Source organism: Falsiroseomonas sp. E2-1-a20 (assembly GCF_051433195.1).
Classification (GTDB): Bacteria; Pseudomonadota; Alphaproteobacteria; order Acetobacterales; family Acetobacteraceae; genus Falsiroseomonas.
Window position 1 is genome coordinate 101,943 of record NZ_JBHMFT010000010.1, and the last position, 21,894, is coordinate 123,836.

21 protein-coding genes are annotated in these 21,894 nt (G+C 70.9%); 6 read left to right on the plus strand and 15 right to left on the minus strand.

What is annotated here, in order from left to right; translation table 11 throughout:
- Positions 1-132: 132 nt before the first annotated feature.
- Both ACFHPP_RS14155 and ACFHPP_RS14160 read right to left on the minus strand, forming a co-directional pair.
- Positions 133-750 carry an acetyltransferase gene (locus tag ACFHPP_RS14155; protein ID WP_437163893.1) on the minus strand — a complete coding sequence of 206 codons (618 nt, stop codon included), beginning with the start codon at positions 748-750 and terminating at the stop codon, positions 133-135.
- Between the two features lie 7 nt (positions 751-757).
- The gene (locus ACFHPP_RS14160; RefSeq protein WP_437163894.1) at positions 758-2,356 is read right to left on the minus strand and encodes a transglycosylase SLT domain-containing protein; all 1,599 of its coding nucleotides are present in this window, start codon (positions 2,354-2,356) and stop codon (positions 758-760) included.
- A 298-nt stretch (positions 2,357-2,654) separates the two neighbouring features.
- On the opposite strand from ACFHPP_RS14160, the gene ACFHPP_RS14165 reads away from it, so the two are divergent.
- The 3 genes from ACFHPP_RS14165 to ACFHPP_RS14175 are packed head-to-tail and all read left to right on the plus strand — an operon-like array spanning position 2,655 to position 4,938.
- Positions 2,655-3,299 carry a glycine zipper 2TM domain-containing protein gene (locus tag ACFHPP_RS14165; RefSeq protein ID WP_437163895.1) on the plus strand — a complete coding sequence of 215 codons (645 nt, stop codon included), beginning with the start codon at positions 2,655-2,657 and terminating at the stop codon, positions 3,297-3,299.
- A 46-nt stretch (positions 3,300-3,345) separates the two neighbouring features.
- Entirely contained in the window at positions 3,346-4,188 is an 843-nt protein-coding gene (locus ACFHPP_RS14170) for an ABC transporter permease (protein ID WP_437163896.1), read from the plus strand.
- 12 nt (positions 4,189-4,200) lie between these two features.
- The gene (locus ACFHPP_RS14175; protein ID WP_437163897.1) at positions 4,201-4,938 is read left to right on the plus strand and encodes an ABC transporter ATP-binding protein; all 738 of its coding nucleotides are present in this window, start codon (positions 4,201-4,203) and stop codon (positions 4,936-4,938) included.
- Positions 4,939-5,058: 120 nt separating this feature from the next.
- Here the strand turns inward: ACFHPP_RS14175 and ACFHPP_RS14180 are convergent, their stop codons facing one another.
- A complete protein-coding gene (locus ACFHPP_RS14180; RefSeq protein ID WP_437163898.1) occupies positions 5,059-5,562 on the minus strand; it encodes a D-glycero-alpha-D-manno-heptose-1,7-bisphosphate 7-phosphatase in 504 nt (167 codons plus the stop codon).
- The gene (locus ACFHPP_RS14185; protein WP_437163899.1) at positions 5,555-6,127 is read right to left on the minus strand and encodes a D-sedoheptulose-7-phosphate isomerase; all 573 of its coding nucleotides are present in this window, start codon (positions 6,125-6,127) and stop codon (positions 5,555-5,557) included. The genes ACFHPP_RS14180 and ACFHPP_RS14185 overlap by 8 nt, the downstream gene beginning before the upstream one ends.
- Positions 6,128-6,269: 142 nt before the next feature.
- On the opposite strand from ACFHPP_RS14185, the gene ACFHPP_RS14190 reads away from it, so the two are divergent.
- Positions 6,270-8,105: a hypothetical protein gene (locus ACFHPP_RS14190; protein ID WP_437163900.1), complete on the plus strand. Its 1,836-nt coding sequence runs from the start codon at positions 6,270-6,272 to the stop codon at positions 8,103-8,105.
- Between the two features lie 8 nt (positions 8,106-8,113).
- Here the strand turns inward: ACFHPP_RS14190 and ACFHPP_RS14195 are convergent, their stop codons facing one another.
- Positions 8,114-9,244: an ATP-grasp domain-containing protein gene (locus tag ACFHPP_RS14195; RefSeq protein ID WP_437163901.1), complete on the minus strand. Its 1,131-nt coding sequence runs from the start codon at positions 9,242-9,244 to the stop codon at positions 8,114-8,116.
- 196 nt (positions 9,245-9,440) lie between these two features.
- Positions 9,441-10,796, minus strand: a complete 1,356-nt coding sequence (locus tag ACFHPP_RS14200) for a cytochrome P450 (protein WP_437163902.1) — start codon at positions 10,794-10,796, stop codon at positions 9,441-9,443.
- 133 nt (positions 10,797-10,929) lie between these two features.
- Between ACFHPP_RS14200 and ACFHPP_RS14205 the strand changes: the two genes are divergently transcribed.
- Positions 10,930-11,670, plus strand: coding sequence for a hypothetical protein (locus ACFHPP_RS14205; RefSeq protein WP_437163903.1), 741 nt, complete (start codon positions 10,930-10,932; stop codon positions 11,668-11,670).
- Positions 11,671-11,687: 17 nt separating this feature from the next.
- Positions 11,688-13,160, plus strand: coding sequence for a 1-hydroxycarotenoid 3,4-desaturase CrtD (gene crtD / locus ACFHPP_RS14210; protein ID WP_437163904.1), 1,473 nt, complete (start codon positions 11,688-11,690; stop codon positions 13,158-13,160).
- Positions 13,161-13,178: 18 nt separating this feature from the next.
- Here the strand turns inward: crtD and ACFHPP_RS14215 are convergent, their stop codons facing one another.
- The 9 genes from ACFHPP_RS14215 to bchY form a co-directional block, all read right to left on the minus strand.
- Positions 13,179-14,705 carry a phytoene desaturase gene (locus ACFHPP_RS14215; protein ID WP_437163905.1) on the minus strand — a complete coding sequence of 509 codons (1,527 nt, stop codon included), beginning with the start codon at positions 14,703-14,705 and terminating at the stop codon, positions 13,179-13,181.
- Positions 14,706-14,730: 25 nt separating this feature from the next.
- A complete protein-coding gene (locus ACFHPP_RS14220) occupies positions 14,731-15,168 on the minus strand; it encodes a YqaA family protein (protein WP_437163906.1) in 438 nt (145 codons plus the stop codon).
- A 90-nt stretch (positions 15,169-15,258) separates the two neighbouring features.
- Complete coding sequence (gene pufC, locus ACFHPP_RS14225) at positions 15,259-16,332, minus strand: photosynthetic reaction center cytochrome PufC (protein WP_437163907.1); 1,074 nt, start codon at positions 16,330-16,332, stop codon at positions 15,259-15,261.
- Positions 16,329-17,360, minus strand: a complete 1,032-nt coding sequence (pufM, locus tag ACFHPP_RS14230) for a photosynthetic reaction center subunit M (protein WP_437163908.1) — start codon at positions 17,358-17,360, stop codon at positions 16,329-16,331. The genes pufC and pufM overlap by 4 nt, the downstream gene beginning before the upstream one ends.
- A 21-nt stretch (positions 17,361-17,381) precedes the next feature.
- On the minus strand, positions 17,382-18,206 hold the full coding sequence (gene pufL / locus ACFHPP_RS14235; RefSeq protein ID WP_437163909.1) for a photosynthetic reaction center subunit L: 825 nt from the start codon (positions 18,204-18,206) through the stop codon (positions 17,382-17,384).
- 126 nt (positions 18,207-18,332) lie between these two features.
- Positions 18,333-18,518 carry a light-harvesting antenna LH1, alpha subunit gene (gene pufA, locus ACFHPP_RS14240; RefSeq protein ID WP_430670502.1) on the minus strand — a complete coding sequence of 62 codons (186 nt, stop codon included), beginning with the start codon at positions 18,516-18,518 and terminating at the stop codon, positions 18,333-18,335.
- 82 nt (positions 18,519-18,600) lie between these two features.
- Complete coding sequence (locus tag ACFHPP_RS14245) at positions 18,601-18,780, minus strand: hypothetical protein (protein ID WP_430670503.1); 180 nt, start codon at positions 18,778-18,780, stop codon at positions 18,601-18,603.
- A 160-nt stretch (positions 18,781-18,940) separates the two neighbouring features.
- Complete coding sequence (gene bchZ / locus ACFHPP_RS14250; protein ID WP_437163910.1) at positions 18,941-20,401, minus strand: chlorophyllide a reductase subunit Z; 1,461 nt, start codon at positions 20,399-20,401, stop codon at positions 18,941-18,943.
- Between the two features lies 1 nt (position 20,402).
- On the minus strand, positions 20,403-21,893 hold the full coding sequence (gene bchY, locus ACFHPP_RS14255) for a chlorophyllide a reductase subunit Y (protein WP_437163911.1): 1,491 nt from the start codon (positions 21,891-21,893) through the stop codon (positions 20,403-20,405).
- Position 21,894 lies beyond the last annotated feature (1 nt).

A 21,894-nucleotide genomic window follows, 5' to 3' on the forward strand; every position in this document is an offset into this window, starting at 1 on the left:
GGTCGTTCACAACGTCCGGTAATCCGGTCCGCCGGCGCTGCGCGCCTGCGGCAGGTGACGAGACGCGTGAGACAGCGGGGCGCGCAGGGGGCGTCCGCCGATGCAACCCTCGGGTCCTTCAGGAAGCGGCCTTCAGCGGAGCGGGCGGGCCGGAACTCCGCCAAGGCGCGCACCGGGCGGAACCGCCGCCGAAACGGCCGCGCCAGGCGCCACCAGCGCATCCTCCCCGATCGCGACCCCGGGCCGCACCACCGCGCCGGCTGCCACCAGCACCCGCGCCCCCAGCGACACGCGGCCGCAGAGCACCGCGCCGGGGCCGAGATGGGCGGCCTCGCCGAGGGTGCATTCATGCTCGACGATCGCGCCCGTATTGACCAGCGCCAGCCGGCCGAGCGCCGCCTCCGGCCCCACCACCGCGCGTGCCATCACCTGCGCGCCGGCGGCGATGCGGGCGCTGGGGGAGATTAGGGAAGCGGGGTGCAGCAGCGGCGGCAGGGTGAAGCCGGCGGCCTCGCACAGCGCGCCGAGGCGCTGCCGGGCGGCGTTGTCGCCGATGGCGATCACGGCCTCGGCCAGGCCCTGGGCGCGCAGCGCGGCGAGCTGGCCGGTGCCGCCGAGCCAGGCGCAGCCGAGCACCGGGCCGGGATCGCCCCCGTCATCCAGCAGCCCCGCCACCGTGGCGCCCGTGGCGCGGATCGCCTCGATCACCGGGCGGGCGTGGCCGCCGGCCCCGAGAACCAGGATCGCCACGGGGCCATCAGGCCCCGGGGGCGACCACCATGCAGGCACCGCGGCGCATGCGCTGGCAGGCCTGTTCCGCCGCGTCCCGGTCCGCGAGGCCGGTGACGCGGGCACGGTACAGGATGTTGCGGCCCTGCGAGGCCGGCTGCACCTGGGCGCTGGTGCCGGCGGTGCGGAGCGTGCTGCGCGCCTCCCCGGCCGCGGCACGGGCGAGGTTTGCCGAGGCGAAGGCGCCGACCTGGATGCCCCAGTTGCCGGCGGCCCGGGCGGGTGCGGCGGCCTGCCGCGTCGCCGCGGGCAGGGTGCTGGCCTGGGCCTGGCCGATGATGGAAAAACCACGCGGCGAAGGCTGCGCGAAGCCCGGCGGCATCACCGGCACGAAGGGCTGCGCCGCGGCGGTGCGGGAAGCGGGCGGGGCGGCAGGCGCCGGCTCGGCCCGGGCCGGTGCAACCCGGGTTGATGCATAGCGGGCGAATTCAGCCGGCGGCGCTGGCAGCGATTCGACCTGGAAGCCGGCGCCGGGGGTGCCCGGGTCTCCGGGGCTGGTGATCGGCGCCATGGCCAGCTGGGTCGTTGCCGGCGGCGCGTATTGAGTCGCCGCTGGCGGCGCGTATTGAGTCGCCGCAGGCGGCACATAGGCACCACCCTGCGGCAGGTCGCCGGGGCTGGTGATCGGCTCCATCCGGGTCTGGAAATCGCCGAGGCTGGCGACCGGTGCCATGGCAATCACGGTGCCCTGCTGGCGGGCGGGCGCCGCGGCGGAGGCCTGCGAGACGAAGCCGCCGCCGGCGGAAGCCAGCTGCGTCGGCGCCGAATAGGAATAGGCTTGGCTGCTGCCGTCCGGAATCGGCTCCATCCGCACCACCGGGCCGGGCGGCAGGCTGGCGACCTGCACGCCGGGATCGACCGCGTTGCGCTGTTCGCGCAGCGCCAGCATGGTCGCGGTATCGCCGCGGCGCGGGCCGGCCGGGATGCTCAGCGGGATCTCGGCGGCGGCATAGACCTCCGGCGCCGCGCGGCGGTTCGGGCTGGTGCCCTGGATGCGCGGGCCGATACGGGCGACGTAGTTGCGGGTTTCGGCCGGCAGGCCGCGACTCGACCAGAGGTAGTCCTCCAGCCGCCGCGGGCCGGCATTGTAGGCGGCGAGGAAGGCCGGGTTGCCGTACAGCTCGTACATCTCGCGCAGGTAGGCGGTGCCGGCCATCAGGCTGTCCCAGGGGTGGTAGGGGTCCGGGCCGAGGCCGTATTTCGACTGCAATTCGCGGTAGGTGCCGGGCATCACCTGCATCAGCCCCATGGCGCCGACGCGGGAGGTGGCGCTGACGCGGCCGCCGGATTCCTGGCGCATCACCTCCCGGATCCAGCGCTCCGGGATATCGAATCGCTGCGAGGCCTGGGTGATGTAGGGGCCCCAGGGGTCGTGCGACGGGCCGGGCGCGTCGTAGGTGGAGGGGCGTGCGTAGTCGCCGGAGGAGATCCGCGCCGCATGCGTCGTGGGACGCTGCGGGGTCTGGCCGCAGGCGGCGAGCGCGCCGAGCAGCAGGCAGGCCAGGACCGGACGCCTCCAGGATGGGTCCCGAGGCCGGGCCGTGCCCGCAGCGCTGGACCTGGTCATGAGAGGATGCTCCGTCGGTTGCGGGTGACGATCCCGAGGCCTGCCCCCCCGGCCCGTGCCTCGCCCCCATGCGATGCACCGGCCCAGGCCAACCCCGACTTCCGTCCCGTCGTTCAAGTCTTGCGCCAAGTCTGACCTGCAAACGCCTAACCTAAAGCGTGGGTCGGAGGCAAGGACGAGATCATGGCAGTCGCTGCCGTGATCGTGCCTTGGTGGTGGATTAACCTTAGCTCCGGTCCTATCTGCATCGCCACGCTCCAACAGAATCGCCGCGAAGCCGGCCGCCGAGGATAATCCGATGATCCGCCTCACCAACCGCCTGATCCCCGCCGTGGCGGCGCTGGCCCTGGTGGCCGCGCTGCCCGGCTGCGCGCCGCGTGCCACCGGCAGCACGGTGGGCGCCCGCACCCTGGGCAGTGCCGCCTACGTGTCCTACGGCACCATCGTCGGCACCCGGCCGGTGCAGGTGGCCGGCAGCGGTGGCGGCATCGGCACGGCCGCCGGCGCGGTGGCCGGCGGGCTGGCCGGCAGCTTCATCGGTGGCGACGTGCGGTCAAACCTGCTGGCCGGGCTCGGCGGAGCGCTGATCGGCGGCCTGGCCGGCACGGCGGTGGAAGGCGGGCTGAGCCAGGGCAATGCCATTGAATTCATCGTGCGCGAGGATGGCGGCGGCGACATCGCCGTGGTGCAGACGAATGAGTCGGCCCTGCAGGCGGGCGACCGCGTGGTGATCACGCGCGGCGACCGGGTGCGGCTGTCGCGCGCCGCGGGTGGCCCGCCCGCCGCGACACCCTACGGCGCGCCGCCCCAGGCCTACGCCCCGCCCCAAGCCTACGCCCCGCCCCAGGGTTACGCCCCGCCCCGGGACTACGCCCCGCAGGGCTACGCGCCCTCCGCAGGCTTCGACTCGGCTCCGGTCCGCTATCGGGGCGAGCCGAAGTAGCCGCCGCCCACTGGCTCGCCCGATCCGGTCGGGCTATGAGGCGCCGATGCTCGACCGTACCGCAGCGCCGACACCGGCCTACCATGTCGATGCCTCCAATCCGCAGCGGGTCCGCCGGGCGATCGAGGATGTACGGCTGGGGCTCAGCCGCTGGCGCCTGGCCTCCACCCTGGCCTGGCTCGACATCCGCAACCGCTATCGCGGCTCCGTGCTCGGCCCGTTCTGGCTGACGCTCAGCACCGGCGCGATGCTGCTCGGGCTCGGCCTGCTGTACTCCACGCTGTTCCAGATGCCGCTGCGGGAATACCTGCCGCACTTGGCGGTCAGCCTGGTGATCTGGAACGCCATCTCCCAGATGGTGAACGAGGCCACCGCCAGCCTGACGGCGTCGGAGGGCATCATCCGGCAGATGCCGCTGCCCTACACCGTGCATTCGCTGCGCTGCGTGCTGCGCAACGGCATCGTCGCGGCGCACAACTTCCCGCTGATCCTGCTGGTGTTCCTGCTGTGCGGCCACATGCCGGGACCGGAGGCGCTGCTGGCCATCCCGGGCTTCGTGCTGATCGCGATCAATGCGGTGGCGGCGGCGCTGTTCCTCGGCATGCTGTGCGCGCGCTTCCGCGACATCGGGCCGATCATCGGCAGCGTGATGCAGCTGGCCTTCTTCCTGACGCCGATCCTGTGGAAGCCCAGGCTGCTCGGTGAATGGGAGGCCTGGATGCCGCTGAACCCGTTCTTCGCCATCCTCGAGACGGTGCGCGGCCCGCTGGTCGAAGGTGGCGGCCCGCCGCTCGCCTGGCTGGCGGCGGTCATCTACACGGCGCTGATGGTAATGGTGGCGGCCGCCTTCTTCGTGCGCTTCCGCGGCCGCGTGGCCTTCTGGGTCTAGGGGGGCGGTGCCGTGGCGCTGATCGAAGCAAAGGGGCTCTGCCTCGACTTTCCCTACTACCACCTGGGCGCGCGGTCGCTTAAGAAGCGGCTGCTGGGCAATGCCCGCCTGCACACGGACCCGTCCAACCGCATCGTCGTCACCGCGCTGCGCAACCTGTCCTTCCGCATCGGCGTCGGCGAGCGCGTGGCCCTGGTCGGCCCGAACGGCGCCGGCAAGACCACGCTGCTGCGGACGCTCGCCGGCGTATACGAGCCGGTGGCCGGCAGCCTGACGGTGCAGGGCCAGGTCGGCGCGCTGATCGACGTGGCCGCGGGCATCGACGGCGAGGCGACGGGGCGGGAGAACGTCATGCTGCGCGGCCTGTACCGCGGCCTGTCGGAATCCGAATGTGCCCGCCTGATCGAGGAGGTGGCGGAGTTCGCCGGCCTCGGCGAATTCTTCGACGTGCCGATCCGCACCTATTCCGCCGGCATGGGCATCCGCCTGTCCTTCGCCATGGCGACCGCGATGCAGCCGCAGGTGTTGCTGATGGATGAATGGTTCCTGGCCGGCGACGCCGCCTTCATGCAGAAGGCGGAGGAACGGCTGGCGCAGCTGGTGGGCGGAGCGGACATCCTGGTGGTCGCCACGCACGACTTCAGCGTGGTGCGGCGCTGGTGCAACCGCGCGATCCGGCTGGAGGGCGGCGTCATCCTGGCCGATGGGCCGGTCGAGGAGGTACTGGAGGGGCTGGAAGCCGCGGCCTGATACCAGACCCATTGATCGGAACCTGCGGCCGAACGGCCGCCGCCGCAACTGCGGCGAGCCAAGCGCAGCGCCGGCACTTGAGGGCGGGCCGGCCACGATCTGCGGGATTTGGCCTGAGGCCTACACCAGGGGCGCGATGAACGCGTCCAGGTCACCGCCCGGGAACAGATGCCCGGCGATGCCGGCGGCGGCGGCGGCCTGCAGGTCCGTCTCGCGGTCGCCGACCAGGAAGGACCGCGCCGGGTCCACCGGCCAGGCCGCCATCAGGTCCAGCAGCATGCCGGGCCTTGGCTTGCGCCTTCGGCAGTCGCGGCGGAAGGCCGGCAGCGGCGCCTCCGGGTGGTGCGGGCAATGTTCGAAGGCGTCGATCCGGGCGCCTTCGCGGGCCAGGACGCCCTGCATCCAGCCATGCAGCACATGGACCTGCGACTCGGGATAGAACCCGCGCGCCACGCCGGACTGGTTGGTGACGACGAAGACCAGCATTCCCGCCGCATTCAGCCGCCGCACCGCCCGGGCCGCGCCGGGGATCCAGCGCACCCGGGCCGGGTCGTGCGGGAAGCCGGTATCCTCGATCAGCACGCCGTCCCGATCGAGGAAGGCGGCGGGGCGGGCTTCAGGCATCCGCCATGCGCGCTTCCACCGCCGCGCAGAAGCAGTGGTACAGCGCCAGGTGGACCTGCTGGATCGCCGGCGTGCAGCGCGACGGCACCGCGAACAGGTGGTCGCTGAGCGCCGCCAGCCTGCCGCCACCCTCCCCGGTCAGGGCGATGGTCACCATGCCGAGCCGCCGCGCCGCCTCGAAGGCCCGCACCACGTTCGGCGAATTGCCGGAGGTGGACAGGCCGACCAGCACGCCGCCCGTCTCGCCATAGGCCTCGACCTGGCGGGCGAAGATCGTCTCGTAGCTGTAGTCGTTGGCCCAGGCGGTCAGCACGGCCGGGTTGGCGGACAGGCTGATGGCGCGCAGCGCGCGACGTTCGCGCAGGAAGCGGCCGACCAGTTCGCCCACGATATGGTCCGCATCGGCGGCGGACCCGCCATTGCCGCAGGCGAGCAGGGTGCGGCCGGCGGCCAGGGACGCGACGGTGGCCTCCACCGCCGCATCCATCACCGCATCCAGCCGGCGTGCGCGGGTGGCGGCGAGAACCGTCTCGGCGTCAGCCAGCCAGGCATCGAGGGTGGTCATCGGCGGGCACCTTTCGGACCGGTGGGGCGGGCGCAGTTACCCTGCGGGCGCGGCAGGGTCGAGCGCATCACCCGGGTTAACGGCGGTTTCACCCCCCTTCCTGCATCATCGGGGCGCCCCGCCCAGGGCCATGGAGCCACGCTTGACCCTCATCCTGCCTTCGGCCGCCGCCGCGGAGGTGACCGACAGCATCTTCACCTGGACCTTCACCGCCAACAGCGGCGACATCTGGGGCGGCACGCTGGTGGAGGATACCGGCCGCTACGTCATCGGCTCCATCCTGGCCACCGCGCATGGCCGCTACACCATCACCGGGGCGGTGGCGCAGGGCGTGGACCTCGGCGGGGCGGGGTTCGCGGAAGGCTGGATCTCGGTCGGCTGGTACCGCGACAGCACCGGCGCCTGGATGCTGACCGAACTGGGAGAGGCCACGGCCGCCGGCAGCGCGGGGCTGGGGTCGGAGCGCGACGCCGCCTGGACCGGCACGGGCTGGGACAGCTTCGGCCAGGGCGGCGCCGACCAGGCCGACCCGGGCGACCTGGCGGACAGCCTGTTCACCTGGACCTTCACCGCCACCAGCGGCGACGTGATGTACGGCACGCTGCTGGCCGACACCGCGGACTGGGACATCGGCGACACGCTGGCCACCGCGCATGGCAGCTACCGCATCACCGGGGAGACCCCCTATGGCCGCGACCTGGCCGAGGCCGGGGCGGAAGGCACCGTCCACACCACCCGCTACAGCGATGCCCAGTCGCGCATCGATTTTCCGTTGGAGAGCGGCGGCGCCGGGCCCACCGGGCATGGCGGCCTGGGCAGCGAGCTGGACCGCGCCTGGACCGGCAGCGCCTGGGTGCAGGTGGGCCAGGGCGGCGCCTTGCAGGCGGACCGGCTGCCGGATCGCATCTTCAACTGGACCTTCCAGGCCACCAACGGCGATACCTATTCCGGCCGGCTGGTCGGCCATTCCACCGCCTGGGCGCCCGGCGACACGCTGGCCACCGCGCATGGCGCCTACACCATCACCACCGCGGCCGCGCTTGGCGGGCAGGTCATCGCGGATGGCACGGTGTGGACCACCACCGGCTATTTCGACGCCAGCGCCAACCAGCTTCTGCCGAGCTACTCCGCCACCGTCCTCGGCGGCGCGCCGAGCGGCCGTGCGGGGCTGGGCTCGGAATACGACCAGGCCTGGGACGGCGACGAATGGGATGATTTCGGGCGCGGCGGCCTGCACCTCGCCTCGGTCGAGCGCATCACGGCCTTCCAGTGGCGCTTCGAATCCAACACGGGGGACCGCTATCTCGGCTGGGTCATCGAGGATTTCGACAACCTCACCGTGGGTTCCATCCAGCCGACCGGCACCGGCCGCTACGTCATCGAGGCCGCCTTCGGCTGGACCGGCAGCCTGGGGCACGGGACGGTCTTCACCACGGCCTATTTCGACGCCTCCGCCGAGACCTGGATGCCGACCTACAGCTGGCACGCGCTGGGCGGGCAGCCCAGCGGCACCGGTGGGCTGGGGTCGGAGCTGGACCGGGCCTGGGATGGCGACCAGTGGCTGGATTTCGGACAGGGCGGCGCCAGCCTGGCCAGCGTCGACCGCAACAGCGTGTTCGGCTGGCAATTCACCGCCGGCAACGGCGACAGCTACCAGGGCTGGCTGGTTGCCGGCGTCGATGGCTACGATCCGGGCGATGTGGTGACCACCGCGCATGGCCGCTACACCATATCCGAGGAACAGGCCTGGAGCGGCGCGCAGCCGGCGGGGACGATCTGGACCACCGCCTATTTCGACTCTGCCGCAGGCCGGACCCTGCCAACCTATTTCTGGGGCGCGCAGGTCGGCACGCCGAGCGGCACCAACGGGTTCGGCAGTGAATACGACTATGCCTGGGACGGCAGCGCCTGGCTGGATTTCGGGCTCGGCGGGTCGAACCTGGCGCGCGCCGGGGCGGCGGAGGCGTTTCTGGGCTGACCACCGCTTCAGTCGTACCAGCCGACATCCAGCGTCGCGACTTCCCCGAACGGCACCCGGCGCTGGGCGGCCATGCGGATGATGGGCCAGGTGGTCCAGGGCATCGCCAGCAGCGGCCAGGGGTCGCGCGCCTGCCAGCAGACGTCGCGCGTGGTCAGCAGGGTGCGGGCATTGGCCCGGAAGGCGCCGCGGTCGCGGAACAGCGAAAGCTGCGTCTCGGTCAGGCAGGACCAGAATTGCTGCAGGCGGGTCTCCGGCCGGTGGCGCGGCGGCGGGGCGCCCTCGGGGTCCAGGATGGCGCGGGCGAGGTCGGCGGGTTCGAAGAAATGCAGGCCGCTGGTGGTGCGTGGGTTGCACTCCAGCCCCCAGGGGCGGCCCTCGGCATCGACGATGATGTCGAAGGCGAGGAAGCCGGACCAGTTGGCGGCCGCGGTGAAGCGGCGCACCCAATCCTCGATCGCGGCCTGCGCCACGCGTTCGAACGCCACGGCGACGGAGCCCGACATCAGCGTGCCGCGATAGACGGTGGTGGCGAGTACGCGGCCCTGATGCGCCAGGGTGCAGGTGCTGAACTCGGCGCCCTCGACGAAGCGCTGCACCAGGGACGGTGCGGCCGGATCGGCTTCGGGCAGCGGGTCACCGGCCCGAAGGCGCTGCACGCCGCGGCCGGAACAGCCATGCACCGGCTTGACCACGACGCGGCCGCCGGCGGCCATCGCGGCGGCGCGCGGGTCGCCGAGTCGAAAGCTTTCCGGCACGCCCAGGCCATGCGCGGCGGCAAACTCGCAAAAACCGCCCTTGTGGTGCAGCCGCAGCAGGATGTCGGGCGGCATGGTCAGCACGCGCACGCCGGGCGGCAGCAGCGGCGGCAGATGCGCCACATGCATCGTCTCCTCCGACACCGGCAGCACGAGTTCCACACCTTCGGTGCGCACCACCTCCGCCAGCGCGTGCAGGTAGGCGGCCTTGCCCTCGGCCGGCGCCGGCACGCGGATGGATTTCGCGACGCTGCGGGAGGAGCCGCAGAGGTGGCGGGCGAAGGGTTCCGCCACGACGACGCGCCAGCCGATGGCGGCGAAGCCGCGCGCCAGCTCCAGCGCCTTCGGCAGGCGCCCCAGCGTGAGCAGCACCGTCCGCATCAGCCGCCCGCCCCGAAAGCCCTCTCCCCCCAAGGGGGGGAGAGGGTTGGGTGAGGGGGGCCGCGACGTCCCAAGGCGTTCGAAGGGCGGGTGTTGCGGCGTTCCGACAACACGCGTCCGGCTCGGAAGCCCCCCTCACCCAAACCCTCTCCCCCCGTTGGGGGGAGAGGGCTTCCCGTCGGCCGTCGGCGGATCATCAGCACGACTGCACCGTGACGAAGACCTGCCGCGCCGGCCGCGTCGTCAGCCGCGCCGCCGGGCGCACCGCATCCGCATCCAGCACGGAAAAGTCGAAGCGGCGGAACAGGCGGGCGATCAGCAGCGTGGCCTCCACCGTGGCGAAGGCGGCGCCGGCGCAGATGCGCGGGCCGACGCCGAAGGGGATGTAGGCGCCAGGCGTCATCTCCGCCTCGCGCTCGAAGCGGTCCGGGTCGAAGCGGTTGGGGTGCTGCCAGTAGCGGCGGTGGCGGTGCAGCAGCCAGGGCGCCACCATCACCAGCGCGCCGCGCCTGATGCGATAGTCGCCGAGCGCCGTCGCCTCGTTCGCCACGCGCGGCAGGAAGGTGATGGGCGGGTACAGGCGCAGCGTCTCGCGGAACAGGTTGCGGGTGAAGACCAGGCGCTTGGTGTGTTCGAAGGTGATGGGGCCGTCGCCGCAGACCGCCTGCACCTCGGCCCGCAGCCGGCGCACATGTTCGGGGCGCGAGGCCAGCAGGAAGAACACCCAGGTCAGCGCGCTGGCGCTGGTCTCGTGGCCGGCCAGGAACAGCACGCCGAGCTGGTCGATCAGTTCCTCCCGCGTGAAGGCCTTTCCCTCCGCATCGCGGGCGGCGACGACGGCGCTGGCGATGTCGTCGAAGCTCTGGCCGGCATCGAGGTGGCTGTCGAGCAGCTCGCCCATGCTGCGGCGGATCAGCGCGCAACTGTCGAGCACCGCCCGCGTCTGCGGGATGCGGGTCCAGGCGCGGTCCATGATCAGGCGGCGGATCTCCACCTGGGCGACGCTGCGCTCGAAGAAGGTGAAGGCGTCGAACACCTCATGCGCCACGCGCGATTCAAGGCCGGTGGAGAAGACGGACCGGCAGATGATGTCGGCCGTCAGGTGGCTCATCGCGAGATCCAGCGAGAAGGGCTGGCCGGTGGCGGCGGCCTCCCCGAGCGTGTCCTCCGCCGCCGCGATGCCGGCTTCCATGCTGGGGAAGGCGCGGTTGACGCGCATCAGGGTCAGCGCCGGGTCCATCATCCGGCGCTGCCGCGCCCAGGTGGCGCCGGAACTGACGAAGATGCTGTCGCCGATCAGCGGCTCCAGCGCATTCACCATCAGGTCGGATTTCGGGAAGATGCCCTCCGCATCCACCAGCACCTGGCGGACCAGCCTCGGCTCGTTCACCACCACGATGGACCGGCGCGAATAGCCCAGCGGGCCGATCGGCATGTGGTAGGCCTCGGCCGGCAACAGGCCGAGCAGGTCGCCCTCCCCTTGCAGAAGCGCGCGGAACAGGGCCACCACCGGGGACCGCGGGTGCGGGTGCGGCGGCACGAATTCGCTCATCTGACCCAAGCCCGCGCCTTCCCGACCACGTCCATCGCCTGCCTCCAAAGCGGCGCTTTACACACGGAAGTGTCAAGTGCCATTGTCACTTTGCGTCAAGTCGCATGGACAGGAAAGGGAGGGAGGCAGGATCGTGCTGGCGGTGTTCCACGCCCTGATCGTCGCCCACATCCTGACCGGGACGACCGGCGCCATCGCCTTCTGGGTGCCGGTGATCGGCCGCAAGGGTGGCGTGAACCATGCCCGCTGGGGCCGCATCTTCGCCTACGCCATGCTGGCCACCGGCTGTTTCGCGGTGGCGATGAGCCTGCTGACGCTGGCCGACCCGATCGGCACGCACCCGCACCTGGAAGGCCAGTTCGATGCCGCCTTCCTGCGCGGCATGTTCGGCTGGATGATGCTGCACACCGGCATCCTGACCATCAACCTCGCCTGGTATGGCTGGCTCTGCATCACCAACAAGGGCCGGCACGCGGCGAACCGCACCTGGCTGAACCTCGGGCTGCAATACCTGGTGATGGCGGCGGCGCTGGCCTGCGCGGTACAGGGCTGGATCATCGGACAGCCGCTGATGATCGGCATCGCTGTCGTCGGCATCGCCACCGGGCTGACCAACCTGTGGTTCCTGCACAAGCCGCGCGTCGAGCGGCAGGACTGGCTGAAGGAGCATATCAAGGCCTTGGTCGGCGCCGGAATCTCCGTCTACACCGCCTTCATGGCCTTCGGCTCCGTCCGCATCTTCCCGGAAATGGCGCTGCATCCGGGCATGTGGTCGATCCCGCTGATCGTCGGCCTCGCCCTCATCATCTGGCACCGGCTGGCGGTGGAACGCCAGGCGCGGCACCGGCGGCAGCGGCTGGGGGCCGTCGCCTGAAACCGCTGCATGTCGTCGTGGTCGGCGCCGGGATGGGTGGGCTGGCCGCGGCGGCGGACCTCGCCCGGCGCGGCGCCCGCGTCACCGTGCTGGAACGCGCCGCGACGCCCGGCGGCAAGATGCGCCATGTGCAGGCCGGCGGCGCGGCCATCGATGGCGGCCCCACCGTCTTCACCATGCGCTCGATCTTTGCCGGCCTGTTCGAGGATGCGGGGCGGCGGCTGGAGGATTTTCTTCAGTTGCACCAGGCCGACATCCTGGCGCGGCATGCGTGGCGGGCCGGCGGGCGCCTGGACCTGTTCGCGGATGTGGGGCGCTCGGCGGACGCCATCGGTGATTTTGCGGGCGCCCGCGACGCGCAGGGCTATCGCGACTTCACCGCCCGCAGCGCCGACATCTTCCGCACATTGGAGAAAAGCTTCATCGCGGCGCAGCGGCCCTCCCCGCTCGACCTGGTGCGCCGTGTCGGGCGGCTGGATGCGCTGTGGCGGACCATGCCCTGGGCGACGATGTGGCAGGCGCTGGGCGGGCATTTCTCCGACCCCAGGCTGCGCCAGTTGTTCGGCCGCTACGCCACCTATTGCGGCTGTTCCCCCTTCCTGGCGCCGGCCACGCTGATGCTGGTGGCGCATGTCGAGCAGGACGGCGTCTGGCTGGTGCAGGGCGGCATGCGCCGGGTGGCCGACGCCATCCGCGACCTTGCCGAAAGCCAGGGCGCCCGCTTCCGCTTCGGCGCGGAGGTGCTGGACATCCTGGTGGAGCGCGGCCGCGCCGCCGGCGTGCGGCTGGCGGATGGGGAGGTGGTCGCCGCCGATGCGGTGGTGTTCAACGGCGACGTGGCGGCGCTCGGCCAGGGGCTGCTCGGCGGCGCCGCGCGCCGTGCGGCGCGGGACACGCCGCGCGCCGCACGGTCGCTGTCCGCCGTCACCTGGTGCGTGAACGCGCCGACGCGCGGCTTTCCGCTGACCCACCACAACGTCTTCTTCGCCGAGGACTACGCCGAGGAATTCGCCGCCATCTTCCGCCGCCGCGGCATCACCGCCGCGCCCACCGTCTACATCTGCGCCCAGGGTCGCGGGCATGGGGCGGTGGCGGAGGGGGCGCCGGAACGCCTGCTGCTGCTGGTCAACGCGCCCGCCGATGGCGACCTGGGCGAGATGCCGGAGGCCGCGCTGCACGACCTGCAGGCCCGCAGCCTGGCCCTGCTGCGCGATTGCGGGCTGGAGGTGGCGGCGGATGCGTCCAACACCACCACGACCACGCCCGCCGGCTTCCACGCGCTGTTCCCGGGCAGCGGCGGCGCGCTGTACGGCCGCGCCAGCCACGGCGCCACCGGCACCTTCGCCCGCCCCGGCGCGGCATCCCGCCTGCCCGGCCTGTATTTGGCAGGTGGGTCCGTGCATCCGGGCCCCGGCATCCCGATGGCGGCGATGTCAGGCCGGCTGGCGGCGGCGCGGCTGCTGGAGGATGCGGCGGTCAGCTTCGGCTGAACCCCCGGCGCGACCGGTTCAGCGGGAACGCGCCGCCACCACCGTGCTGCCATGCGGCACCACCTGGTCGAGGATCTTGGCCGAGGACACCACGCCCGGCACGCCGGCGCCCGGATGCGTGCCGGCGCCGACCATGAACAGGCCCGGCAGGTCCTCGCTGACATTGTGCGGGCGGAACCAGGCGGACTGGAACAGCTGCGGCTCCAGCGAGAAGGCGGCGCCCTGCACCGACAGCAGGCGGTCCCTGAAATCCAGCGGCGTCAGGACGCGGGAGGTGACCAGGCTGGCGCCGAGACCCGGCAGCACCGTGTCCTCCAGCCGCTGCTGGATGGCGGCGCGGTAGGGTTCCGCCTGCACCGCCCAATCCGTGCCGCTGCCGAGATGCGGCACCGGCGACAGCACGTAGAAACTGTCGCAGCCCGGCGGCGCCAGCGACGGATCGGTGGCGGTGGGCCGGTGCAGGTACAGGGAAAAATCCTTGGACAGGATCTTCCGCTTGAAAATGTCGGTCAGCAATTCGTTGTAGCGCGGGCCGAGCACCATGGTGTGGTGATAGACATCCTCGAAGCGCCGGTTGGTGCCGAAATACCAGACGAAGAGGCTCATCGAGTAGTTCGCCCGCGCGACCTTCGCATCGGTCCAGCGGCGGCGCTTGTGCTCCGACAGCAGCTTCGTATAGGTCCAGCCGACATCGGCGTTGGAGACGACGATGTCGGCCTCCAGCGACTCGCCGCCCTTGAGGCGGAGGCCGGATGCGCGGCCGTCCCGCACCGTGATCTGCTCGACCTCCGTGTCCAGCCGCAGCGTGCCGCCGAACTGCCGGATCAGCCCGACCAGGCCGTCCACCACGGCGCCCATGCCGCCCATGGCGTAGTGCACGCCGTGGATGCGTTCCAGATGCGCGATCAGGCAATAATAGGCGGTGGTGTTCAGCGGATTGCCGCCGATCAGCAGCGGATGGAAGCTGAAGGCGATGCGCAGCTTCTCGTTGGTGAAATAGTCGCCGACCTTGCCGAAGACCGTGCGGTAGCCCTGCAGGCGCAGCATGTCCGGCACGGCGCGCAGCAGCGTCGACAGCTTGTGGAAGGGCTGGTCGGCCAGCTTGGCGAAGGCGACCTCGAAGATCTTCTCGCTGTCGCCGATGAAGCGCTCGAAGCCCGCGAGATCCTCCGGCGCGATGCGGGCGATCTCGGCGCGGGTGGCGTCGAGGTCGGCGCTGCAGTTCATCACCGTGCCGTCGTCGAACCGGATCTGGTAGAACGGGTTCATGCTGCGCAGGTCGATGTCGTCCGCCATGCGGCGCCCGGCGAGCGTCCACAATTCCTCGAGCAGGTAGGGCGCGGTGATGATGGTGGGGCCGGCGTCGAAGGTGAAGCCATCCTGCCGGTAGACATAGGCGCGGCCGCCCGGCGCATCCAGCTTCTCCACGATCGTCACGCGCCAGCCGCGCGCGCCGAGCCGGATGGCGGCGGCAAGGCCGCCGAAGCCGGCGCCGATCACCACCGCATGCGGGCGCGTATCCTGGTGCAGGTCGATGCCATCCATCACGGGGCGTCCTTCTTGACGTTGATCACGTGAGGCCGCGTGTCGCGAGTGCAAGGACGACGTAGCGTCCGGTCTTGGCGATCGCGACCAGAAGCAGGAAGCGCCCGAACGGCTCCCGCATCACGCCCGCCGCCAGCGTCAGCGGGTCGCCGATGACAGGGGCCCAGGACAGCAGCAGGGACCAGTGGCCCCAGCGGCGGTACCAGCCGGTGGCGCGGTCCAGCGCCGCCGGCTTCACCGGAAACCAGCGCCGGTCGCGCCAGCGCACCAGTTCGCGGCCGAGCCACCAGTTGATGACGGAGCCCAGCGTATTGCCGAGGCTGGCCACCGCCACCAGCAGCCAGGCCGGCTGTTCGCCCAGCAGCAGCAGGCCCACCAGCACCGGCTCCGACTGCATGGGCAGCAGGCTGGCCGCGCCGAGCGCCACCAGGAACAGGCCGCCAAGTTCCGCAAGTGCCGACACGAGAACTCCTCATGCGGCCGGACGGCCGGTCCTGCGCGAAGGCAGGGCCGGCCGTCCGGGTCTCGTTGCGCGGGCTGTGGCCCGCGAGGTTCATTGCGGTGCGGCGGAGGCCGCGCGCAGCGGCTCCTGCGATACCGTGTTCAACTCCGGATAGTCCTGCAGCATCGGCGCACCGTAGAAGGGCCGGTTGGCACCCTGGTGGCAGGTGGCGCAGTTGATCTTCAACGCATCGCCCGCCGGACCCAGGCGCGGCATGTGCGGGCCCTCGGCCGGCCCACGCGGATTGGCGACCCAGAGCGGCGTCAGCGGCACCACGTAGTCGTTGTTCAGCTCCCGCACCATGCGGATGCCGTGCCAGGCGGTGAGACGCGCCGGCGGGCTTTCGGACCAGTTCGCGAAGGACCGGCTGTTGTGGCAGTAGGTGCAGTTCACGCCGAGCCCCTGGCTCATGTGGATCATCAGCGCGTAGGTCCACTCCGTCTGCATCGTGTCCGCCGGGTTGGTGCCCGGGCGGGTCGCGGTGCTGATGACGCGGATCTCGTTGTCCTCCAGCAGGTAGGGCGTGAAGGGGTTGCCCGGCAGCGAGCTGAGGTTGGACACCGGGGAGGCGATGTTCTGGCCACGCGGTTCCTGCAGCCCGTTCTGCGGCAGCACGGAGGTGGACCACACCGCCGCCGGCACCGGCCGGCCGCGATGGCAGGTGTAGCAGGTCACGCCGGCATTGCCGACATGCGGCGTCCAGTCGGCGTTGATGCGCGCCGTCATCTGCAGCATCCGCCGCGTGACGACCTTCGTGTAGACCTCGTCGGAGGCCATGTTCTCGACGTTGTGGCAGTAGGCGCAGCCCTGCTCCGGCGCGATCCACTCCGTCATCGCCTGCATGATGCGGCCGAACTGCGCGATGCTGAGCTCGCCCAGCACCTGCACGTTCTCGTAGATTTCCCGCGCCCGTTCGCCCTCGTTGTCGGCGGCTTCCGGGGCCTCGGGGATCTGGTTGGCGGCCAGCCGCACGCGCTGGGCGCGGGGGTTGACCACCTGTTCCATGGCGGTGCCGCGGAAGCCCACCTGCGTGGTGGCGACCGGTGGGCGTTCGAAGGTCATCAGCACGATCACGACGCAGAGGGCTGCGGCGAAGACCAGGCCAACGCGTGCCGTGAGGCTCATCGCGGTGCTCCCTGCGTGGTGCCGGGCGTCGCGGCCGGCGTGGCGGCGAGGGCGGGGTCGAGGACGACCGGCTCCCACACCTGCGGATAGGGCGGCGCGAAGTGGCGGTCGACAGCCCAGAGGTACCAGTTGTCCACGACGGTGCCGGTCAGCAGGATGCCGATGCCACCGGTGATCGGCGTGAGGACGGCGAACCACCAGGCCCAGCGATGGATGCTCTCGAAGCTGGCGTTGAAGCCCATGCACCAGCGCCAGAACAGCGCACCACGCTCGGCCGCCGTGCCACGGTCCAGCACCAGCTCGATCTCACGCTCGCCGCCGTAGCGGCCCAGCGCCAGGATGGTCGCGCCGTGCATGGCGAACAGCAGCGTGGAGCCATACAGGAACACGATCGAAAGCGCATGGAAGGGATTGTAGAACAGGTTGCCGTAGCGGATGGAAAACGCCGCGGTCCAGTCCAGGTGCGGGAAGATGCCGAAGGGCACGGCTTCCGCCCAGCTGCCCATCAGAACGGGGCGGATGAAGCCCAGCACCAGGTACAGCCAGATGGCGGCGGCGAAGGCCCAGGCGACATGCGTGCCCATGCCGAGCGCCCTGGCGCGGCGATAGGTGCGCGCCCACCACAGCAGGATGGAGACCGTGAGGCAGAAGCCGGCGACGATCCACCAGCCGCCTTCCCGCAGCGGCGGGATGCGCAGGCCGTATTCGGCGGGCGGCGGCTCCAGCGCCAGCCAGAACAGCTGGCGGACGAACTGCACCGGGTCCCAGTTCACCGAGGCCAGCATGTTCAGGCCGATGATCTCGAAGGCGATGAAGCCGAAGACGATCGACAGGATGCCGAGCGAGCCGAGGTAGATCGGGCCGACCTGCGCATCGCCCAGCATGCCGAACAGGCTGACGAAGCGGGAACTGCCGACCTGGCGTGCGGCATTGCCGCCCAGCAGGCCCCTGTTGCCCATCGGCACGCCCGGATAGGGCACGGGCCCTCGGACCTGCACGCGGGTGAAGAGGTTCTGGTATTCGGGCATGTGCGTTTTCCCCCTTCGCCTTCAGCGCCAGATCGGCAGGTTGAGCCACCAGCCCCACCAGGCCGGCCAGCCTTGCGTCCAGAACGGCCCGCTGATGACGATGCAGACCGCGCTCCAGAACCCCGCCGACAGGGCCAGGAACAGGCCGAGGCGGTGGATGCCGAGCGTGCCGATCGAGTAGCCGATCAGGTCGCGGAAATAGGTGTTCTCATGTTCCGCGGTCTTCACCACCTCGCCGGGCGCGGGGTTCAGCGCGGACAGCACGAGGCCGCCATGCATCGACAGCGCGAGGGTGGTGGTGAAGAAGAACGTCACCGCCAGCATGTGCGCCGGGTTGTAGTGGAAGTGCAGGTGCTGGTAGCCGACGTTCGACACCCAATCGAGGTGGCTGAAGATGCCGTAGGGGAAGCCGTGCCCCCAGGCGCCCATCAGCACGGGCCGGATGACCACCAGCGTGATGTAGGCGAACACCGCGACGCCGTAGGCCACCGGGATGTGGTATCCCATGCCCAGCTTGCGGGAGATTTCCACCTGTCGCAGCGCCCAGGACACGAAGGCGCCGATGGCGCACACCGTGATGGCCTGCCACAGACCGCCCTGCCCCATCGGTGCGAGCCGGAGACCGTAGCTGAGGTCCGGCGGCGCGATGTTGATGAGCCAGGGGTTGAAGGTTCCGCCCATGGCGGCACCCATCAGGATCAGGCCGACACCGATGAAGGTGAAGAAGGCCGTGGTGACCCCGAAGAAGCCGATCCAGAACGGGCCTATCCAGAAGTCGAACAGGTCGCCGCCCACCAGGGTGCCCCCGCGGACGCGATATTTCCGCTCGAAACTTAGTATCGCCATCGCATGACGCTCCCAATTGGGCGGGGCAACCGCCCGCCTGCCCGTGTCGTCGTCCTCGACAGCGGGCGAGGCCCGCTGTGCTTGCCTCGCCCGCTGCCGCGGAGCGACACCGGCGCCTTCGCCCTGCTAGCGCATGGCTCCGACCGGTTGCCCCGGGGTGAAGGTCGCGGGCGTCGCGCACCAGCCCCAATGGTCGCAGTAGCGCGGCGATGCGAGCACGACGACGTGCAGCAGCCCCGACACGGCGATCACGCCGACCATCGCCAGGAACAGCGAGCGGCGCGGGTCAACTACCATCCAAATCTTATGCATGATCTTCTTCTCCTAGCTGAACTCGGGCCCGTTTGAACTCAGGCCCGGACCCGCGGCACGATTGCCGCCGGTCCGGCATCACTCAGAAGAAGCGCCAATCCGGCGGGACCACGGAATTCCCGTAGACCAGCGGCCGCCACAGCCACACCAGGATATGCGCGCCCATCGATGCGAAGACGGAGAACGCCCAACCCTGGATCAGCAGGGAATGAATCTCGCGCGCCTCGCCTTCGGTCAGGCCAGTCTTTGAACCTTCGGCCATGATCATGACCTCCAACTTGCCTTTCGGCCGCCACCGCGCTGATCCCGCGCGGCTGGGATGGAACCGGCGGGAAACCGCCGAGGCCGACCCGTTGCCCGAGACGCTGTGCCGGGGAGGGCACCAGAGGCTCGGGCGGCGGGATCGGGGTGATGCAGGCGCGTCATGCGACGCCTTCCGCAACCTGGTGCGCGACGACGTCGCCCAGCGTGTGCCGGACGCGGTCGCGGGTGATGCGCGGCTCGCCGGCTGCGCGCGCGGACCGTTCGACGGCCTCGCGCAGGCGCTTGGCGGCGGAGATGCGCAGCAGGAAAGGCTCGGACTCGACATGCGCGTCGAGCAGGGCGACTGCGTCGTCGTCCCAGGGCTCGGCGGCGCGAGCCGGGGTTGCCTCGACGCGGTCGAGGTCGGTGCCGAGCGGCAGGATGTGGAACAGCGCGTCGAACAGCGCGTTGCAGTATTCCTGCACGATGTAGGTGGCGCCGGCGTAGCCCATGAAGGGCGTGCCGGTGGCGCGGCGGATGATGGCGCCCGGGAAGCTGGCCGGGATGTACATCGCCCGCGACTTCAGCTCCGCCGCATACATGCGTTCGTTGTAGCTTCCGAACAGCACCAGCGGCGGCGTCTTCTTCATCGCGTCGCGGATCGCCGCGTTGTCGGTCTTCTCGCCGGCCAGGCGGCTGACAGCGAAGGCGCAGGGCACGCCCATCTCCTCGCCGAGGAAGCGTTGCAGGCCACGCGCGTAGGTATCCGTGGCGACCACCGCGAAGCTGGCACTCGCGAAGAAGTCCTGGGTGACGCTGCGCCACAGGTCCCAGATCGGCTTGATGGTGGTGTGCTTCTCCCGCTCGATGAACGGCTCGGGGTCGAGGCCGGTCAGCTCGCCGAGCTTGCGGAGGAAGTTGGTGGTCGCGAAAAGGCCCATGGGCGCGCGCAGCCAGGGGCGTTCCAGCTCCTCGCACAGCTTGCGGCCGAATTCGCGGTACATGCAGATGTTGACGTCCGCATCGGGCAGCTTCGCGATGTCCTCGACATGGCTGCCGAGCGGGAAGACCAGGTTGACCTCGCAGCCGATGCCCTCGACCAGCCGGCGGATCTCCGCCAGGTCGGACGGCATGTTGAAGGTGCCGTAGATGGGGCCCACGATGTTGACGCGCGGCTTCTCGCCGAGCTTCGGGTTGCGCGCGCGCACCTTCTTGCCGCGGGCGCCGAATTCGGTCCACAGCCACATGATGGCGCGGTCCGCGGCCTGCCACTGGTCCTCGTCGATGGTGCGGCAGATGAAGCGCTGCAGGTTGCTGCCCTGCGGCGTCACGCCGCCGCCGATCATCTCCGCGATCGATCCCGTGACCACCACCGCGGGCAGGTCCGGGTCCTGCGTCGAGGCGGCGCGGCGCATCGAATCCTCGGTGCCGTTCTTCGACAGCGAATCCTCGTCAAGCCCGGTGACGCAGACCGGCAGTTCATGCGGCGGCAGCGCATCGGTGTAGTGCAGCACGGCGGTGACGGGCAGGTTCTCACAGCCCACCGGGCCGTCGATCACCACGCGCAGCCCGCGGATCGCGGAGAAGGCGTAGATGGCGCCCCAGTAGCCGCCGGCGCGGTCATGATCGAGGACGAGCATCTCAGCTGCCCACCGCTTCTTCGGACTTCGCCTTGGCCGCGCGCAGCTTGCGCTGGCGGTCGCGGAAACCGGGCGGGTCCGTGGGCTTCTGGGTAAAGCCGTAGCCGGCGCCGTCGGGTGTGCCGACACCCTCAAAAAAGCTGACCATGCGGGAGAAGCGTTCCCGCCCCTTGGTCTGCGCCGCGACGATCCCCGCCATGGACCCCGCGCCGGCCGCGCCGAACAGCGGGCGGGCGGAGACCATGTTGGTGAAGTACAGCGCGGGAATGCCGAGTTCCTTGGCCTTCTGCACCAGCGGCGTGGTGCCGAGTGCCAGGTCCGGCTTCACCTCCCGCATCGCCGCCATGTCCTGTTCCAGGCTGGCGCGGTACTGCACATGCGTGCCGCGGGCTTCGAGCCATTCGCGGTCCGCGTCGGACCATTCGGTGCGCGGGCAGGCGGTGCCGACATAAGGCACCTCAGCACCCGCTTCCGACAGCAGCCGCGCGACCAGCAGTTCCGAGCCTTCGTAGCCGGACACGGTGATGCGTGCGTTGATCGGCGCCGCGGCCAGCGCGGCCTTGATGGCCGGCAATGCCCGCGCCTTGGCGGCATCCACCTGGCTGTCGGCGATGCCGGCCGCACGGCCGACCGCATCGAGCCAGGCCGCCGTGCCATCATGGCCCACGGGGCCGGAGCCCACCACGGGCCGTCCTGCGGCGCGGAATTCGCGAATGCTGGCGGTGTAGAAGGGATGCACGGCGGCGGCGACTTCGCAGTCCAGCGCCGCATACAGGTCGCGCCATTCGCGTGCCGGCGTCTGCGGTGCGACGGTCAGGCCCATCGGCTGCAGCATCGCGCCAACGCCCATCGGGTCGGCGGGGAACAATTCGCCGATCAGCGCGACGGTGCGCTCGCCGTCCACCATCTGGCGGGGCCGCGCCACGGGGCCGGCCTCGGCCTCGCCGCGGGCGTAGCGCAGCATGGCGCCGGCCAGCACGTCCTTGGCCTCGGCATGGGTCGGCACGCCGAAGCCCGGCACGTCGATGCCGATGATCCGCACGCCGTCGATCTGCTTCGGCAGCAGGTCCAGCGGCACGCCGGACGCAGTGGGGACGCAGAGGTTGATGATGACGACGGCGTCGTAATCCTCCGGCTTCGCGGTGGCGTGCACCGCGTCGCGGATGTCCTCGAACAGCTTGCCGGTCACGAGCGTCTCGGAATTGAACGGCACGTAGCCCACCGTGCGCCGGGCGCCGTAGAAATGGCTGGTGAAGGTCAGGCCATAGACGCAGCAGGCGCTGCCCGAGAGGATCGTCGCGGTCCGCCGCATCCGCAGCCCGACGCGCAAGGATCCGAAGGCCGGGCACATGGATTGCGGCTGGTCGTGCGGCCCGCGCGGGTAGTTCTTCGCGAGCTGATCCATCACCAGCGACTTGCCGGCAGCGCGCGCGGCAGTCTCGAACGTCTCGCGGCCTCCGTGGCAGGCGCCGGCGGTGGGGAGTTCGGTCATC

Coding starts and splice junctions, on each gene's coding strand:
- ACFHPP_RS14160 (WP_437163894.1), bottom strand. CDS start 2,356: ATGACCAGGTCCAGCGCTGCGGGCACGGCCCGGCCTCGGGACCCATCC.
- ACFHPP_RS14170 (WP_437163896.1), top strand. CDS start 3,346: ATGCTCGACCGTACCGCAGCGCCGACACCGGCCTACCATGTCGATGCC.
- ACFHPP_RS14215 (WP_437163905.1), bottom strand. CDS start 14,705: ATGGATGGCATCGACCTGCACCAGGATACGCGCCCGCATGCGGTGGTG.
- bchZ (WP_437163910.1), bottom strand. CDS start 20,401: ATGCTCGTCCTCGATCATGACCGCGCCGGCGGCTACTGGGGCGCCATC.
- ACFHPP_RS14165 (WP_437163895.1), top strand. CDS start 2,655: ATGATCCGCCTCACCAACCGCCTGATCCCCGCCGTGGCGGCGCTGGCC.
- pufC (WP_437163907.1), bottom strand. CDS start 16,332: ATGAGCCTCACGGCACGCGTTGGCCTGGTCTTCGCCGCAGCCCTCTGC.
- pufA (WP_430670502.1), bottom strand. CDS start 18,518: ATGCATAAGATTTGGATGGTAGTTGACCCGCGCCGCTCGCTGTTCCTG.
- ACFHPP_RS14195 (WP_437163901.1), bottom strand. CDS start 9,244: ATGCGGACGGTGCTGCTCACGCTGGGGCGCCTGCCGAAGGCGCTGGAG.
- ACFHPP_RS14200 (WP_437163902.1), bottom strand. CDS start 10,796: ATGAGCGAATTCGTGCCGCCGCACCCGCACCCGCGGTCCCCGGTGGTG.
- pufM (WP_437163908.1), bottom strand. CDS start 17,360: ATGCCCGAATACCAGAACCTCTTCACCCGCGTGCAGGTCCGAGGGCCC.
- bchY (WP_437163911.1), bottom strand. CDS start 21,893: ATGACCGAACTCCCCACCGCCGGCGCCTGCCACGGAGGCCGCGAGACG.
- ACFHPP_RS14245 (WP_430670503.1), bottom strand. CDS start 18,780: ATGGCCGAAGGTTCAAAGACTGGCCTGACCGAAGGCGAGGCGCGCGAG.
- ACFHPP_RS14185 (WP_437163899.1), bottom strand. CDS start 6,127: ATGACCACCCTCGATGCCTGGCTGGCTGACGCCGAGACGGTTCTCGCC.
- pufL (WP_437163909.1), bottom strand. CDS start 18,206: ATGGCGATACTAAGTTTCGAGCGGAAATATCGCGTCCGCGGGGGCACC.
- ACFHPP_RS14180 (WP_437163898.1), bottom strand. CDS start 5,562: ATGCCTGAAGCCCGCCCCGCCGCCTTCCTCGATCGGGACGGCGTGCTG.